General features: G+C 60.7%; 15 protein-coding genes and 1 pseudogene. 10 read left to right on the top strand and 6 right to left on the bottom strand.

Annotated elements, in window-relative coordinates; translation table 11 throughout:
- Window positions 1-34: 34 nt before the first annotated feature.
- The 4 genes from HB375_RS01455 to HB375_RS01440 all read left to right on the top strand — a co-directional run bounded on the left by HB375_RS01455 (window position 35) and on the right by HB375_RS01440 (window position 3,070).
- Complete coding sequence (locus HB375_RS01455) at window positions 35-523, top strand: GlcG/HbpS family heme-binding protein (RefSeq protein WP_167671174.1); 489 nt, start codon at window positions 35-37, stop codon at window positions 521-523.
- A 56-nt stretch (window positions 524-579) separates the two neighbouring features.
- Complete coding sequence (locus HB375_RS01450; protein WP_167671173.1) at window positions 580-1,272, top strand: ankyrin repeat domain-containing protein; 693 nt, start codon at window positions 580-582, stop codon at window positions 1,270-1,272.
- A 773-nt stretch (window positions 1,273-2,045) separates the two neighbouring features.
- Window positions 2,046-2,498: a hypothetical protein gene (locus HB375_RS01445; protein WP_167671172.1), complete on the top strand. Its 453-nt coding sequence runs from the start codon at window positions 2,046-2,048 to the stop codon at window positions 2,496-2,498.
- 101 nt (window positions 2,499-2,599) lie between these two features.
- Window positions 2,600-3,070 (top strand): helix-turn-helix domain-containing protein, encoded by a 471-nt coding sequence (locus HB375_RS01440; RefSeq protein ID WP_167671171.1) that lies wholly within the window; start codon window positions 2,600-2,602, stop codon window positions 3,068-3,070.
- Here HB375_RS01440 and HB375_RS01435 read toward each other — a convergent pair.
- From HB375_RS01435 to HB375_RS01425, 3 genes are all read right to left on the bottom strand, one after another.
- Window positions 3,067-3,294 (bottom strand): hypothetical protein, encoded by a 228-nt coding sequence (locus HB375_RS01435; protein WP_167671170.1) that lies wholly within the window; start codon window positions 3,292-3,294, stop codon window positions 3,067-3,069. The genes HB375_RS01440 and HB375_RS01435 overlap by 4 nt on opposite strands.
- A gap of 4 nt (window positions 3,295-3,298) precedes the next feature.
- Window positions 3,299-3,937: an acyl-homoserine-lactone synthase gene (locus tag HB375_RS01430; RefSeq protein ID WP_167671169.1), complete on the bottom strand. Its 639-nt coding sequence runs from the start codon at window positions 3,935-3,937 to the stop codon at window positions 3,299-3,301.
- 77 nt (window positions 3,938-4,014) lie between these two features.
- A complete protein-coding gene (locus HB375_RS01425; RefSeq protein WP_167671168.1) occupies window positions 4,015-4,749 on the bottom strand; it encodes a helix-turn-helix transcriptional regulator in 735 nt (244 codons plus the stop codon).
- A gap of 276 nt (window positions 4,750-5,025) precedes the next feature.
- On the opposite strand from HB375_RS01425, the gene HB375_RS01420 reads away from it, so the two are divergent.
- The 3 genes and pseudogenes from HB375_RS01420 (at window position 5,026) to HB375_RS18015 (ending at window position 6,176) form a co-directional block, all read left to right on the top strand.
- Complete coding sequence (locus tag HB375_RS01420; protein ID WP_167671167.1) at window positions 5,026-5,175, top strand: ParB N-terminal domain-containing protein; 150 nt, start codon at window positions 5,026-5,028, stop codon at window positions 5,173-5,175.
- Window positions 5,172-5,360: pseudogene (locus HB375_RS18555) on the top strand (recombinase family protein); the annotation flags it as partial. The gene HB375_RS01420 and the pseudogene HB375_RS18555, both read left to right, overlap by 4 nt.
- Before the next feature lie 258 nt (window positions 5,361-5,618).
- The gene (locus tag HB375_RS18015; RefSeq protein WP_246728286.1) at window positions 5,619-6,176 is read left to right on the top strand and encodes a resolvase; all 558 of its coding nucleotides are present in this window, start codon (window positions 5,619-5,621) and stop codon (window positions 6,174-6,176) included.
- 332 nt (window positions 6,177-6,508) lie between these two features.
- Here the strand turns inward: HB375_RS18015 and HB375_RS01410 are convergent, their stop codons facing one another.
- Window positions 6,509-7,339 carry a DUF2971 domain-containing protein gene (locus HB375_RS01410; RefSeq protein WP_167671165.1) on the bottom strand — a complete coding sequence of 277 codons (831 nt, stop codon included), beginning with the start codon at window positions 7,337-7,339 and terminating at the stop codon, window positions 6,509-6,511.
- Window positions 7,340-7,931: 592 nt separating this feature from the next.
- Between HB375_RS01410 and HB375_RS01405 the strand changes: the two genes are divergently transcribed.
- Window positions 7,932-10,130, top strand: coding sequence for an AIPR family protein (locus tag HB375_RS01405; protein ID WP_167671164.1), 2,199 nt, complete (start codon window positions 7,932-7,934; stop codon window positions 10,128-10,130).
- Here the strand turns inward: HB375_RS01405 and HB375_RS01400 are convergent.
- Window positions 10,099-11,895, bottom strand: a complete 1,797-nt coding sequence (locus HB375_RS01400) for an ATP-binding protein (RefSeq protein ID WP_167671163.1) — start codon at window positions 11,893-11,895, stop codon at window positions 10,099-10,101. The genes HB375_RS01405 and HB375_RS01400 overlap by 32 nt on opposite strands.
- A 14-nt stretch (window positions 11,896-11,909) precedes the next feature.
- Window positions 11,910-13,211: a DNA double-strand break repair nuclease NurA gene (locus HB375_RS18455; RefSeq protein WP_167671162.1), complete on the bottom strand. Its 1,302-nt coding sequence runs from the start codon at window positions 13,209-13,211 to the stop codon at window positions 11,910-11,912.
- A gap of 62 nt (window positions 13,212-13,273) precedes the next feature.
- On the opposite strand from HB375_RS18455, the gene HB375_RS01390 reads away from it, so the two are divergent.
- Both HB375_RS01390 and HB375_RS01385 read left to right on the top strand, forming a co-directional pair.
- Window positions 13,274-13,738, top strand: coding sequence for a very short patch repair endonuclease (locus HB375_RS01390; RefSeq protein ID WP_167671161.1), 465 nt, complete (start codon window positions 13,274-13,276; stop codon window positions 13,736-13,738).
- Between the two features lie 112 nt (window positions 13,739-13,850).
- The gene (locus tag HB375_RS01385) at window positions 13,851-14,840 is read left to right on the top strand and encodes a DNA cytosine methyltransferase (protein ID WP_167671160.1); all 990 of its coding nucleotides are present in this window, start codon (window positions 13,851-13,853) and stop codon (window positions 14,838-14,840) included.
- Window positions 14,841-14,858 lie beyond the last annotated feature (18 nt).

Genomic DNA, 14,858 nt, shown 5'->3' with positions numbered 1-14,858 from the left:
CCGGGATCGTCACGATCCCAATTGGAGAAGCCTCATGTCGAAAATTCGCGTTGCCGTTCTCGCGGCTCTCACCCTGGCTCCGGTGGCCGCCAGCGCCCAGGTCCTTCAGGAGCGGAACATCTCCCTGGCAGTCGCCCAGGAGCTGGCCCAGGCCACCGTCGAGGCATGCGCCGCCAAGAACTTCAACGTGACGGCCACCGTCGTGGATCGCGCCGGCCTCGTGCGCGCCGTGCTTCGGGCGGACCGGGCCGGTCCCCACACGGTCGAGGCGAGCCGCGCCAAGGCTTACACGGCGGCCTCCGCCCGCAACAACACCACGGCCATCATGGAAAACGCCGAGAAGAACCCGGCTGCCCGTCACCTGGCCGCCATTGAAGGCTTCCTGCTGCTCGGCGGTGGGGTTCCGGTGAAGGCCGGCGAAGAGGTCATCGGCGCCGTGGGTGTCGGCGGCGCTCCGGGCGGACAGCTCGACGAGGAATGCGCGAATGCCGGCATTGCCAAGGTGCAGGCGAAACTGAAGTAACAGCCGACGGTGGCTGGCTTCAGCGCCAGCCACCGCGCACGGCTTGGAGATGTGCCATGACTCATGCATTCGCGCTCGTTGGATTGATCGGGTTTCTGGCCTTCTCCGGAGGCGCGGCCCTTGCGCAGACCGCTCCCACGCAAACGGAATTATCGGCCTATCGCGGCCTGCATGCAGCAGCAGCCGAAGGCTCTGCCGAGAGCATCCGGCGGCTGGCTCAAGCCGGCGCGGACCTCAACGCTCGTGATGGCAATGGCCGTACGCCGCTGCATGTGGCGGCGTTCCAGGGCCACGGCACAGCCATCGGGACCCTGATGGCAGCCGGGGCCAATCCCGGCCTTCTCGACAACCAGCGCTACGACGCCGTGACCATCGTGGCCGTCCGGGACGACGTGCCGACGCTGAAGGCGCTCATCGCCGCCGGCGCCAGCGCGAAGCTCGTCACCAGCATCTATGACGGAACCGCGCTGATCGCGGCTGCCCATCTCGGCCATGACGGCGTCGTCCGCGAGCTCATCCGGGCCGGCGCGCCGCTCGATCACGTCAACAACCTGGGCTGGACCGCCTTGATCGAGGCGGTGATCCTCGGCGATGGCGGGCCGCGTCATGTTGAGACCGTGCGGGCTCTCGTCGAGGGTGGAGCCAATCCCGGGATCCCGGATCGAAACGGCGTGATGCCTCTGAGACACGCCGAAACGCGCGGCTACGAGGGGATCATCGCGATCCTGCGCCGGGCCGGTGCGCGCTAGCGCCTGAGCCGCGTTTGCGCGGAAGCGCCCCCGGACCTTCCTTCGAGTCTGATCCCTTAGAGCAAGCTCAGTAGGCGGTTGGCATCACTGTTGAGGATGTCGCCCCGTTCAAGCCTCGTATATGCCACTGTGGCACGCCCCGGCGAAGCGTAAGCTGCTGATTGTGCGGGATTTGCCTGAAAAACCGCCCTTTTAGGGGCGCTTGGTGGTGGAGGTAGTCCTACGGCAACCTGTCTCCGACAGCTTCGGCTCACCCAACCGGAAAAGCTTTGTCCGATAGAGACCTCTTTTCCTGCAAGACCTGTTTTTCCGAATATTAGGTTGGAGATCGAACGCGCCCTGTAGAAAAGTTCTTATATTTCAAATAATTGTAACGACTTAAACGGGTGCGAGGCCTTCGAATAACAGGTGCCTAGCAGGCCCATAACAGGGCCGTATCAGGCAGCCAACACGGCAGTAGCAGGCTGCTATTCAGGTCGTCATCACGCAAGAACTGGATGGATGATTACAACTAATGGGCGAATTCATCCGTAAGGCGCCGCATAGTCCAGTAAGGCGCCCCTAATCGTGACTGCCCCTGCATTGAGACAACGCTGCAATTTCGCCGTCAAGCGCCCCTCAAAGGACGGCAGATGCCACAAGTGCCTGAATAATAAGCATCAAGTGACGTTACGTGCCCTCTGTTTGGAGAGTTGATGCCTCACCCGATTGCAATAATGGGTTGCGGTTTAGACAAAAATGCACGTGTAATAACAATGCCAGTAGCCCCGTCGATGGCCGCCACCTCCGTGGCGGTCCGCGCCAATGAATTGACTGATGCAACCCTTGAGGGGGGTGGCGCCGGCGTTCTGTCGCTCGTTGGTGGCGGAAGGTTTGATCTGACATTGCCGGTTGTGTTTTCGGGTTTTGAGACCGTCCAAGGCTCGGACCAGCATGACACGATCGTCGTAAACCAGGAGCGCTTTTCCGGAATTAAGGTGTTCGATGGGGGAGCCCTACCGAAGGCCCGGTGGGACGAGCTTATTCTCGTCGGCGACAGCTTCGATTTCAGCACCAAGACGCTGATCGGCATCGATCGCCTGACCCATCCGAAAGCGAGTAGGGCTTCTCCGTTTTTGGACGGACGTGCGGATTTCGTCGGCATGGGCGGGTGCTCATGCCGGCCGAATCTCAAGCTTTCCGGTTTGTTAGCCTCCTGCTTGCCAAGGCTACTCTGCCCCGCGTGATCGACCGGCCCACCGGCCGCGACCCGATATGGAGCCGACGTGCATCGCGGCGTCCATTTGAGTCGAGCACAAGCGGATGATTGGCGCACGGAATGGTTGCAATGTTGCGTTATGGCATTTACCGCTACGCTTGGAACGATGAGGTGAGCGTGGTGAAGAAAAGTCCGAGTGACGCCGACCGGCACGTCGGCATGCGTATCCGGCTGCGGCGGGTCTCGATCGGCATGAGCCAGGAACGGCTTGGTGATATCCTCGGTCTCACCTTCCAGCAGGTCCAGAAGTACGAGAAAGGCACCAACCGTGTCGGAGCAGGCCGCCTCGTCGATATCGCCGGGGCGCTGGGCGTGTCCGTCGGCTACTTCTTCGAGGGCTATGCGAAGGCGACGCCCTCGAACAGCCTGCACGACGACTTGCAGCCGCTCATCAGCACGCATGATGGGCTGGCCCTCGCGCGCGCTTTCGCCCGAATTGGGGATACTGCCGTGCGCAAGAAATTGGTCGCCATGGTCGCGTCCGTAGCCGACGCCCTTCCCATGCCAGAGACACCGGAAACGGCGCGCCAGAAAGCCTAGGTCTTTCTGGCGCGAGGCATATTTGCGGCCTGCGTGTCGGCGAGGTCATTGCCCCATCCGATCCCGTCCGGCAGCGTCTTGGCGACTTCAATCGCTTTCGACAATCCCGGCACCGATTGGATCTCCTCCGGCGTGAATGTCCGCTTGATGTCCATGGCCTGGGCCCAGAACTGCAGGATGGTGATCTCCTGCTCGGCACTAATCTTGATGGACGGGCGAGTCATCGCACTAGCTCGCGAGGTATAAGGGCATGGTGTTTGCCGGCTGGACCAGGACGCGCTGGCAGTTGCCACGCATCTCCTGCAGGCGGACGAGCGTGCGACGGTCGAACGCCGCCGTCACCGCGACCGTGTCTTGCCCACCCACCGGCTGCGGTAAGCCGAGGGGAGCCGTGCGGAAGTGCAACTGCACCAGGCGCAGGAGCCACAAGGGGTTCATCTCGATGATGATGGTGTTGACGCCGCTCTCCAGTCCCCATTCCACGATGCCCGACAGCAGAGCGTTGGCCACGGGGCTCAGCGCCCTGCCTCGTTCCCGATGGGCTGGCTCGACGCAGTAGCGCGTCCATTCCCAGATGTGCGGGCCGGCCGGACGCTCGTCCTCGCACAGCTGCGGCAGCACGTCGGAAAGCAAATGCGGTCGTGTCGAGGGCAGCATGCGCTGGTAGCCCAGCACCTTTCTGCCATCGTCGATGTAGAGCATATGCACGGCGTGTTCGTCGTCGAATTGGTCGATCTCGCGGCCATCGGGTTTCGCGAGGTCGGTCCACTTCATCTCGTCGACGAAAACGCGGTGGCGGAGCCTGTAGGCTTGCTCCATCTCGTCTTTGTAGAGATGCGCGTTCTCAGGCGTCACGATATGAATCATTTGTGCCCCCACTAGTTGTTTGTGGGGGCGATTTTGCCGATCGCTCCGGCCGACGAAAGTACGCCTTTTCGTACCCTCTATCTAATCAGGTTCCGGCGCAGCGCTTCGGCGACAGCATGCGCCCGGGTGACCGTGCCGAGCTTGGAGCGGGCAGCTCGCATGTGCTTGTCTACGCCATGCTCCGAGATCCCCATCTTCTCGCTGATGTCGCAATCTGAGAGTCCTTCGGCGACCCATTGCAGGGCCTCGCGCTCACGCAAGGTTAGATCGGCGGCCGGCACTTGTGGGATCTTCCGCAACGGCAGGGCGCGTCCGAGCGCATAGGTGGCGACGAGGACGAGCATAGACCGCTCCTCGGGCGACATTTCCAGCCGCTCGCCGGCGAGTGAGAACCCGGCGACGTCTCCTTCGATCGTGACCAGAGGGATGGTGTAGCCCTCCTTCAGTTTGAACTCGCTTGCTTCCTCCATGATCCGTCGGGCTGCGAAGTCGGAGCGATAGGCCGGTTCAAGCTCGCTCCACAGAAAGGGCGTTGCCGCTTTTTGCACCTGCTCGATTGTGGGATCACGGAAGAGATAGTCGTGCGAAAAATACCGGCGCGACCACTCCTCCGGCCAGGCACTCATGACAACGTGCGACAGCTGCGTGCGGCGGTCGGCCCCGGGCATCGGGATAAGTCCAGCGAGCACGCGCTCCACGCCGAATCGGCGCGTGATCTCGAGTAGCATCGCGCAGACGTCGTCGGGACTGCGCGCTCGGTCGAGCTTCCGGATAAACGCGATCGTGTCGCTGAGTTCTCTGCCGCCCGCCATGTCCGTTCTCGTTTTACGGCACTCTGGAACACGGCTCGGGCGGACGTCAACATTGTAACGATGCCGCAATATGCTGCCCTAGCGGAAGTTTTCCGGTTCTTTGAGCCGGTCCTTGTCGTCCGCCACCTTCTCGCCGATGACGCGGCCCGTCTTCGCGACGATCAGCGCCGCGAGCTTGAGGCTACGATCACGCAAATTCGAGCGAAATCCCGTGAATGCGCCTCGGCTGAAAGCATGGAAGGACCTGCTTCGGGCAAACACAGCACGGAGCTTTCCATGTCCCTTATTCAAGATCAGCGTGTGGAGCTGATCGCCGTTTCTACGCTCAAGCCTTATTCCAGGAATGCCAGAAGCCACTCGAAGGCCCAGGTGAAGCAGATTGCAACATCGATCGAGCGTTTCGGTTTCTCTACGCCACATACATGACTTGTGGCAGCGTCCACACGCTAAAGAATTGGCTGAATGGGGAGGACCGTCGCCTTCCTGTCAGGACTGACGGTACAGGCAAGCAGACCGGAGGCGGCCTGTTCAGCCGGGGCCATCTCTACAAGATCCTCTCGAATCCGGTCTATGTCGGCGATATCGTCCACAAAGGACAGCGATATTCCGGGCAGCATGAGGCGCTGATTGATCTGGCCTTATGGGATGCAGTTCAGCGCCAGCTCGCGGAACAGGCTCAGACATTCAGGAACCGTCGTAGCGGATCTGATGCGCTTCTGCTGGGGCGGCTATTTGACGACCGCGGCAACGCCATGAGCCCGAGTTATGCTCAGAAGGGGAGCATCCGTTATCGCTACTACGTCTCGCAGGCACTTTTGCAAGGGCGCAAAGCCGAGACGGGCTCATGCCCTCGCGTGTCGGCCGCCGGGGTGGAGCAGGTTCTGCTCGACTACCTTCGAAGGCTTTCCTTCTTCCCGCCGAATGCGACTGACACGGACGATCAACGTCCCGCAAGCGGTGACCGAATTTTGGTCGAAACGCATCTAGAAAAAGTCGTTGTCCGGAAAGGCAAGCTGTCACTGCTACTCAAGTCGAAAGGGGACGACGGGAGGGAGTTGAGCGGCGTCGAAATCGACTGGAGCCCAAGCGGTGGCACGCGCGCGCGTGAGATCATCGGGATTGATCGTCAAACCGCTCGTCCCATGCGCTCTGAGGCTAGGGAAAGGCTGCTTGTTGCCCTGACAAAAGCCCGGCGCTGGTTGGCGGAAATCATCACCGATCCGGAGACGACGACGCAGGTGATCGCGGCGAGGGAGGGCTGCAGCGAGCGAGCCGTTCGCATGAATCTCAATCTCGCCTTCCTGTCTCCCGCGATAGTGAGAACCGTCATCGATGGGGCGTTGGAACGGGGGACCGGAATGTCAAAAATGAAGGATCTGCCGGTTAGCTGGATTGATCAGACGAAGATGGCTTCGCGGCGCCCTTGACTAACGATGATTGCTCAACAAAGACCGCCTTGGAGCGCAACTGCGTAGTTTTGGCGCTTCAGTATGTCGACCTGTTCAACTCCGGAGTGCAACCAGAATTCTATCGATGGGCAAAACTAGTGCGCTAACTCGCCCCACTGAGCAGAGGCCGCTGCCCGTTGGGCGCCGGGCGTTTTCCCAAATGCGGACGCCAGCGCGCTCAGACCGTGACTGATGTCAGCGGACGACAATCATGACCGGTTGGAGGGCCTCTCCAGATACCGAACGATCCTTTCCAACACGGCATATGCTCCGGGCATAGAGCCCCGGGGCGGCGACCTCCGCCGATGCCGCTAACGAATCGGGATTTGACTGCGAGCCAAACTCGCCCTCGGGGCGTGCTCCGCAAGGATACACTCCACCGCTTCGATCACGGTGTGGTCGGCCCTTCCGCCAATCGTCACCTCAAGCTCGTCAAGTGCAGAGGGGTCGAGAGGGATGAAGAGCGCTTCCGTCTCGATGGGGTAAGTGCCCAAGTCGAGAGCCACATTGTTTAAGTATTGGTCATCCGGAAATTGCGTTTCGAAGGGGAGCGCGGCGATTTTGAACCGCCATTCCTGCTCGTAGGACCAATATGTTCCCTTCACCATGCCAAGGTCATACGGATTGAAACGCGCCATGCCTTCCTCACGGGAAACCAGCTTGCGGTTCCGATAGGCAGGATCATCGCTGTACCAAATTTTGTTCGGCCCAATGATACCGCGACCGCTTGTGCTCATCGCTGGAACTTTCCGCTTAATGCTGTAAATGCCGTCGAACGTGGACAGCGCTCCACCCTTCTCGTGCACGATAGGCTTTCTGCGACCCGAGAACATGTTGGACGGCAGCCTGATCCGGACACCAGCGAAATTCCGCCCATACATTGACCACATCGGGATGTGCTCGGCTTCACCAGCCGACCAGCAGGATACGAACACCGAGCTAGCCGCGTGCGGCAGGTCGGCCGCCGTGGCCTCCTCTGGATCGTTCATCGTGTCGAGACGAGAAAAGCGAAGGCTGCGGGTTTCCAGTATCTTCTCGAGGCTTTCGACGGACGTATACTGATATAGCGTCGTCGGCAGATCCTCGATGCCCATGATATTGAACATAAAATCGTCGGTGTAGAAGCAGTCCCGACCAGTCAAGCATTACCCTCCGTCCTGATGTTCCTACGGTGCCCTTGTTCTTCATTTGCTTCTTGATATCACGACCAGGGCCCACCTAGCATGGTCGGATGCTCCCGATCCTCTGATCTAAGCAGCGCTTTCGACCGCGTTCGGTCATCAAGTGATCAGCGTTCCATAGAAGCCAAGAGGAGAGGCCCAGGACGGAATGCTCATAAAAATCAATGGAATACGACGAGCTAGGAATGGTCTTTGTACAGTCTCGTGTACCAACAAAGGGTCGTTGCGCATTGATTATTTATGCGCCGCAGCACATTAGAAATTTACACTGGCTTCAATGGCTCAACTGATATCGAGCGTGAGCCAATATCACCCCGGGGCCCGCCAAGTCTCCCTCCGCCGGCGTCCTCCCCCAACAAAAATTGAGACGAGTGGCACTCTGCCGGGGTTCTCCATTAGGTTGTGCAGACCGGGGTCTTGCTCCTGCCCGCAGAGTGATTGATCCTTTGCGCTACGCTCCGTCTGCCGGGAATCGGTTGCGGCGCAATATCTTAGTTCAGACGTGTAGGCGGAAACCCCGCCACTGCAGACTGTCGAGACCGGGGGAGCCTTAATGACGGCCCAGAGCATATCGCCTGTCATTTCCATTGAGGAGGAGAAGGCGACAGAGTTCGCAGATGTCCTTCGCGAACAGGTGCGCGAGTTCGCCGAAACCGAGGGGAACGACCCCCTGTTATTGGACGGACACCTGCTGGCTGTATCCATGGATTACCTCGAAGACCAGGGCGGGGTGTCCACCGACGTCGGTGACGATGCGGTGGGCTCTGACGATTTCGTGCGCTGCCCGTTCAAGGCCAAGGTTCAGAATACTAATCTGATGATCCTCGGGTATCTGCCCGTGAGCTCGGACGGTCAGCTGACGCTTTTCACCGCGCGTTACGAAGACGATCCGGCGACCAAGACCCTGGCGCTGACCGAATTCCGGAGCCGGGTGGAGATGGTGCTCCGGTGCTTCCGGATGGCGTACAACAACCCTGAAGCGCTCCAAGGCATTCGCGAGGTGCGCCCGCTCGTCGATCATATTGGAGAGCACGCAGAGCGGATCACCGAGCTTCGGGTCGTATTCGTAACCAACCTCCGGCTCGGTACGAAGGAGTACGACCGGGCGGCGAGCTTTGGGCACATCGAGGTCGTGTATGACATCTACGATGTCGACCGGCTCTACAAGCTTTCGGACGATACCTTCAGCCCTGCCGACATCGTGGTCGATTTTAGGGAGGGACTCGGCGGCGCCGTGCCATGCCTGGAGGCGACCGGTCGCGACCATTTTTACAAGAGCTACCTTCTCATCCTCAGCGGGACGACCATCCATTGGCTGTTCAAGCGATACGGACCCCGACTCTACGACACCAACCTGCGCTCCTATCTCGACAACAAAACGAAGGTGAACAAGGAGATCATTAAGACCGTCAAGGACCAGCCGGAGCGCTTCCTGGCCTACAACAACGGCCTGACTGCGACGGCGCAAGAGATCGAAATCGAGACGATCCATGGGCAGCCTTGCGTGACTCGGATCGCGGGCCTTCAGATCGTTAACGGCGCCCAGACTACCGGCTCAATCTACAAGGCGCAGGAGGGCGCCAAGAAGCAGGGTGGCGCCGACCTTTCTCAGGTCGCCGTGGCCGTCAAGCTCACGAAAGTGGCGAGTGAGGATTTGCGCGAGTTCGTCCCGCGCATCACCCGCTATGCCAACACGCAAAACCCCATCCAAGCAGCCGACCTGGAGGCCAATGAGGAACTCCATCGACGGATGGAGCAGCTTGCGAACGACACTTGGTGCCCCGGGCAGGCGATGCGCTGGTTCTACGAGCGTACACGCGGTTCCTACCAAGCCGCCATGAACCGCGAGGGGACTACGCCGAAACGCAAAGCCGACTTCAAACGGCAGATCCCGAAGGACCAGCGGTTCGGGAAGACCGACATGGCGAAGTACTGGATGGCGTGGAGTCTCTATCCGCACCTCGTCAGCAAGGGGGCGCAGAAGAACTTCGACGCCTTCAAGAAGATCGTCTCGGCCACCGATGGCGGCATACCCATAGAATCCGTCGACGAGACATTCTTCAAGCACATCGTCGCGATGGCGATCCTGTTCCGTGCCGCTAGTGGCGCAGTCGCAGATGCGGGCATTGGAGGCGGCGTTGGGTCGATGGTGAAGGCCTACCTCACCTCGTACCTCTCGTATCGGCTTGGTGATCGGCTGGATCTTGACGAGATCTGGCAGAACCAAGCCGTGTCGCCGGAGATCCGGGAACTGCTGGATGCGTGGGCGCCGCTCGTGTTGGAACGTATGACACTGAACGTTGGTCAGCACACAACTGAGTGGTTCAAGAAGGAGGCGTGCTGGGCAGACGTGAAGGGCCTCTCCCTGGATCTGCCGGCGCCCCTTCCACCGGAGTGCCGCGCGCCCGAGCAAGCCGCTGCTCCGATCCATGTTTCAGAGCCGGGTGCCGGCCACGGGCTAAACACAGTGGTTCTAGCGGATCTCGGCCAAGTCTGTTCGGAAGGTGAGGGGCCCCTGGACCTGGATGACGACGTCGCGGTCACGAAGGCGATGACACCGGATCAATGGTTCGAGGCATCAAAATGGGCCGCGAACGCCGAAGGTTTCTCTGACTGGGACCGCGACTTCGCGCTCGACATGGCGAAGCAAGCCAACCGCGGCTGGCCAAAGGCGCCATCTGAGAAGCAGGCAAAGTTCGCAGCGCGGATCGCCCGCGGCGCTATGCGCGCGGGCGTTTACCAGCTCCGTTAGGCTTGCCTCCTCGGGTACCAGCGTTGAACGTGACGTCGGGAAGCGGAGCCCGCTTGCCAGCCCTTTTGGTGGCTGGAGAGGCGGGTGGCTCAGGCGGAATGACCTCGTCGACGATGCTTGCGATCTCTTCCCGGACTGGATCCGGCGACCAATCCTTGGCTTTCTTCACAAAATCCTCATCCCCGATGGCCTCGCTGACAAGATCTTCGTCGAAATCGATATCGACCAGGAGGGGGAATCTGACGGCCTGACCGGAAACTATACCCTGGCCAGGCCCAAAGGTCTGCAGGATGTTGGCGTCGCTCTCGGACAGGTTCTCCATGACGGATCGGACGAAGTTCTTGTCCTTTGGGTTGACGAGGCGCAGTACCAGAAAGCTGTTGCACTGGGACAGTATCGTCTCGTCAAGGCGGGCGGGTCTTTGCGAGATAAGCATGAGGCCCGTGCCGAACTTGCGGCCCTCGGTGATCACTTTTCGTACGGTCGCTAACGAAGGCGTGTCCTCGGTTCCCTCGCGGCGGCCGGGCACGAAGTTGTGTGCCTCCTCGATGACCGTGAGGAAAGGGGCAATTCGGTCGGTCAGCTTTGCCCGGTGAGCGAACAGGTGCTCAATCACAATCGAAGCAATGGCCGACTGCGTGAGGTGATCGAAGCCGGCGAGATAGATGATCGAAATCCGCCCTGGGCGGACGATCTCGTCCGGAGACGTCTGCGGATCCGGCAGCTCGGTAAAGGCGTAACCTTTTGGCTTGAGCTGCGCCATCAGGCGCTCGTTGTTGGTCTGCATTGAATTGAGGGCGCGGCGGACGAAGTCCAGAGAGCGCCGGACCGCGTTTACCGTCAGGGCGTTGAGCCGGTCGCCCCCGTTCCCGCCGCCATCCCGGAGTCTGCCACAGGTCGTGATGAGCTCGGCGATGTAGCGCTCGGCGGTCATTCCCGGCTCAAGATTGGTCTGGGCGACAACGGTTTGGAAGAAGTCCTTCTGCGGGTCGGTAAGGCGATGCCCCATCTTGGCGATAAGTTCCTCGATGACGCCAGAATCGGAGCCGTAGACGCGGATCGCCGGGTAAAAGAGTTTGACGTCGACACCGCCGAGCTCCCTCCGCTTCTCGAAGAACGCGAGATAATCCCCGTGCGGATCGAGGATCACGATGGGATAGTTGATGGCGGTGAGTTCCCGTAGAACGCGCCGGGCTGCCACGGTCTTGCCGCCGCCTGTCATCGCAAGGATCGCCAAGTGGCGCGAGACGATCTTATTCGCCTGAAGCGAGACATCAACATCCTTGCGCCCGATCAACGTACCGAGGCGGAGCTTGACCTGGTTATTATCGCCGCCGGTGAGAAGAACACGGATCGCCTCCGCCGGCGGGCTGAAAACGCCCGCAGAGGGTTTCACGGGGTAGGTCACGGGCGACAAGCGCAGGTTGGTAACGTCCATATTCTTGGTCGCGCCCAGGATAAGGACCTCCGCCTGCAGATAGTCACGTGTCGTGGAGAGCACGGTATCGAGCAGGTTGATGTCCTGTTCCGAAAGTTCCTGTGCGGCCTCAGCCGGGAAGAAAGGGTTGACGCGGTTAATGCCGACTACGCGACCCCAGATGATCGCGCCGTAGGTGCCCGCGTGCCCGGGCACATCCGTCGGGGTCGCGACGATATCGCCCAGCTTTGCACTGAAGCTCTTCAGGATGAAGGTGTAGGTATCGGTCGAGGCATCGCCGACGACTGTTCCGATCCGACGTTCGTTGCTCTTGATCCAGTCGGTCATGGTTGGTGCAATCCTCAGATCTTGGGTCGATAGAGCCAGTCGCGCCCAGAGGCGGACAGCATTCGGATCGAGAAGTCCCTGACCTTCTCGTTGTCCGTGGCGAAGGCCTTCCGCAGCAAGTTCACCTTGTGCCCGGTAGCGATCTGACGTCCCATCCAGTCCGGCACCTTGGCGAACCTATCGACGACGTCCAGGCCGACGGGGAAGCCGTAGCGAGGCAGCAGACGACTGGTGTGGAGGACGAGCGATAGCAGATCGTCAGAGGCAGTGCCTTCGAAGGTCTCCACCCTGAGCGGTTGGACGTTCTCGGATGGCTTAAGGAACGTGGTGAGCGCTAACGGAAACTGCCCGATCTCGTTCTCCCACTTCTTCGGCCACTTGTTTTGTTCGTCGGGCCCGCCCTGCCGGTTGATTGCGAGAGGGAGCACGTACTCGCCCTCGCGGAGGATGAGATCCAGCAGCTGAGTATCAGATAGGCTGTACTTCTTGAGGAAGTTCTCCGCTCTGGTTCGCCGCGCGTTGTCGAGCTTCCCACGCTCTACCATCTGGTCGAGAACGTTCTTGATGAAGCGACGTCCCCCACCATCACGCTCGACGACGCCGGCAACGATGCTCCCCCGGTCTCTGAGATCCCGGAGAATCCGAAGATAGAGGGGGATAAAGTGGCGGTCACGGTCAGACAGACCGGCTTGCCGGCAGAGTTTCTCGGATGCCGAAGCCGTATAGGCCGGAAAACCCGGGGTGCCATATGGAGACACGGGATTGATCAGCGGCCCCTGGATCAGCAGGGCATCGATGTCGCCGGCTTCCTCGAAGAGGCTGCGGCATGCTCCCGCCTCGGCAATGATCCGGGCGGCGTCACGGAGCTTGGCTATGTCCTCAAAATCGTTGTCGTAAACGTCTTGGGCAGGGTCGTAGAGATCGTCCACGAAGTGCATCTGCACCGCGAAGTCCTCACGGTCAGCGCCCTCGCGCCCTGGGCGGACCAAATAGGCTCCGACCCTGATGGCTAACGGGGCCGCGCCCGGCAATGCGACATTGGCTACGCCTCCGTCGATGAATGCGAACCGCCTGCCTCTCTGGGCAGGCCAGTACTTGCCAGGTAGGTAATCCATCCTCGCGATCCGACCGTCGCTCCGGAGAAAGCCGTCGAGGAGCTTCGCGGTATCGCAGAGGTGTTTCGCAAAGGACTGCTGCACGTCAGCCTTCTCGGCCCCCGCGGCGCGTAGGATATTCGCCATGAAGTGCCCGAGTGAGACGCGCGTCTCGATGCGATGCTGCACCTCCTCTTCGGGGAGGGTATCCTCAAACGCCACAGATGTTGCCCCCGGGGGTTATCCTAGTGCCCTAACACTGCAGCATCTCCTGGATTCGCGTCATGGACAACATCGAAAATTCGCGGCCCAAGCGCCTGCATCGCGGCGACATCATGAGTCCCGAGAAGCGCAGCGCAGTGATGTCGCGTATCCGCGGGAAAGGCACCAAGCCCGAGCGCCTGATCGAGGAGGCGCTCGCGGCGATGGGCTACTCCTTCGAGACACACGCGCGGGACCTGCCCGGGCGGCCGGACTTCGTCTTCAGGGAGGCGCGCGTGGCGGTGTTCGTTGATGGGGATTTTTGGCACGGCTACCGTTTTGACGAGTGGCGCCTCAAGCTGAGCGAGAAGTGGGAGGCAAAAATCGAGGGCAACCGGTGGCGCGACCGGAGAAATCACCGGCTTCTTCGGCAGGCCGGCTGGCGCGTTCTGCGCCTCTGGGAGCATCAGGTCGCAGCATCGCCTAAGCGCTGCCTTCGAAGGATTGACCGCCTGCTGACACAGACGGCGACGGCACCAGTGGATTAAGCGACGACAGGCCTAGTGGGACCCGATAAAGCCAGGTAGCTTTACGCCGAACAATGCAGTGGGGCACCGGGGCCAAGCTCCGCGTGCCCGCTCTGATTCATGCGGGGGCACAATGTTGCGGGGCGTTGATCTGTTCTCGGGTGGAGGGGGCAGCAGCTGGGGGGCTCATCTGGCGGGTGTCACCATGGTCGGTGCTGTCGACGCCTGGGACATCGCCACGCGTGTGTACGCGGACAACTTTCCAGAAGCCAAGGTGGTCAACACGCGCCTGACAATCGACACCGGGCCCGAGATTTTTGGGAGGATGAAGAAGATCGACATCCTGATCGGATCTCCCGAATGCACGCACCACTCCGTTGCGCGTGGAGCTGCGCCGCGCTGCGAGGAGAGCCGACGTTCAGGGTGGTACATGATGCCGTTCATCCGTGGGATGAGACCGAGGTGGATCGTCCTTGAGAATGTCACGGGCATGCGCAACTGGCAGGGCTATGACGACCTGATCCAGGCGCTCCGGAGCGAAGGTTACCATTTGCAGATCCAGTCCCTGGACGCCGCCGATTTCGGGGTGCCACAAAACCGACGGCGCCTTTTCATCATGGGCGACCGGAAGCGCCAACCTGGGAAGGTCATCCCTCCGAAAGTGAAGCTGAAGACAGCGGCCAGCATCCTCGATGGCCCCCTGCGGTGGCACGCCGGGCCGGCGTTCACCGAACGGCGCGCTGAGGCGACAGTGGCGCGCATCAACCGCGGCATCGAGGCCCTGGGCAAGGGGACGGACTTCCTCATCGTCTACTATTCGACCGACAAGGGTGGAGGGTGGCAGCCCCTTAACCGGCCGCTCAGGACGCTCACAACCCTGGACCGCTTTGGCCTAGTGCGCTGGGTCGACGGTAAGCCCACACTCCGGATGCTCCAGGTACCGGAGCTCATGCGAGCCATGGGTTTCAAGCGGGATCCGGAGACGAATCGCTCGTTCCAGCTCAACCATGGGAGCCGTAGGGACCAGCTAAGGATTCTGGGTAACGGGGTCTGCCCGCCGGTGATGAAGACCATTATCGAAAACCTCACCGCCGGTGATATCTCGTTAAAGGCCGCCGCCTAGTAAGCATCTGCGCGCGGC

This window comes from Microvirga terricola, assembly GCF_011777495.1.
GTDB classification, from domain to species: Bacteria; Pseudomonadota; Alphaproteobacteria; order Rhizobiales; family Beijerinckiaceae; genus Microvirga; species Microvirga terricola.
The sequence above is the reverse complement of the archived record's forward strand: the minus strand, read 5'-3'. Positions and strand labels throughout refer to the sequence as shown.

Bases quoted from the DNA above. Each gene is read 5' to 3' on its own strand.
- HB375_RS01405 (WP_167671164.1), top strand. From the start codon at position 7,932: ATGACGGCCCAGAGCATATCGCCTGTCATTTCCATTGAGGAGGAGAAG.
- HB375_RS01455 (WP_167671174.1), top strand. From the start codon at position 35: ATGTCGAAAATTCGCGTTGCCGTTCTCGCGGCTCTCACCCTGGCTCCG.
- HB375_RS01385 (WP_167671160.1), top strand. From the start codon at position 13,851: ATGTTGCGGGGCGTTGATCTGTTCTCGGGTGGAGGGGGCAGCAGCTGG.
- HB375_RS01420 (WP_167671167.1), top strand. From the start codon at position 5,026: ATGTCCCTTATTCAAGATCAGCGTGTGGAGCTGATCGCCGTTTCTACG.
- HB375_RS01400 (WP_167671163.1), bottom strand. From the start codon at position 11,895: ATGACCGACTGGATCAAGAGCAACGAACGTCGGATCGGAACAGTCGTC.
- HB375_RS01430 (WP_167671169.1), bottom strand. From the start codon at position 3,937: ATGATTCATATCGTGACGCCTGAGAACGCGCATCTCTACAAAGACGAG.
- HB375_RS01425 (WP_167671168.1), bottom strand. From the start codon at position 4,749: ATGGCGGGCGGCAGAGAACTCAGCGACACGATCGCGTTTATCCGGAAG.
- HB375_RS01450 (WP_167671173.1), top strand. From the start codon at position 580: ATGACTCATGCATTCGCGCTCGTTGGATTGATCGGGTTTCTGGCCTTC.
- HB375_RS01440 (WP_167671171.1), top strand. From the start codon at position 2,600: ATGTTGCGTTATGGCATTTACCGCTACGCTTGGAACGATGAGGTGAGC.
- HB375_RS01390 (WP_167671161.1), top strand. From the start codon at position 13,274: ATGGACAACATCGAAAATTCGCGGCCCAAGCGCCTGCATCGCGGCGAC.
- HB375_RS01445 (WP_167671172.1), top strand. From the start codon at position 2,046: ATGGCCGCCACCTCCGTGGCGGTCCGCGCCAATGAATTGACTGATGCA.
- HB375_RS01435 (WP_167671170.1), bottom strand. From the start codon at position 3,294: ATGACTCGCCCGTCCATCAAGATTAGTGCCGAGCAGGAGATCACCATC.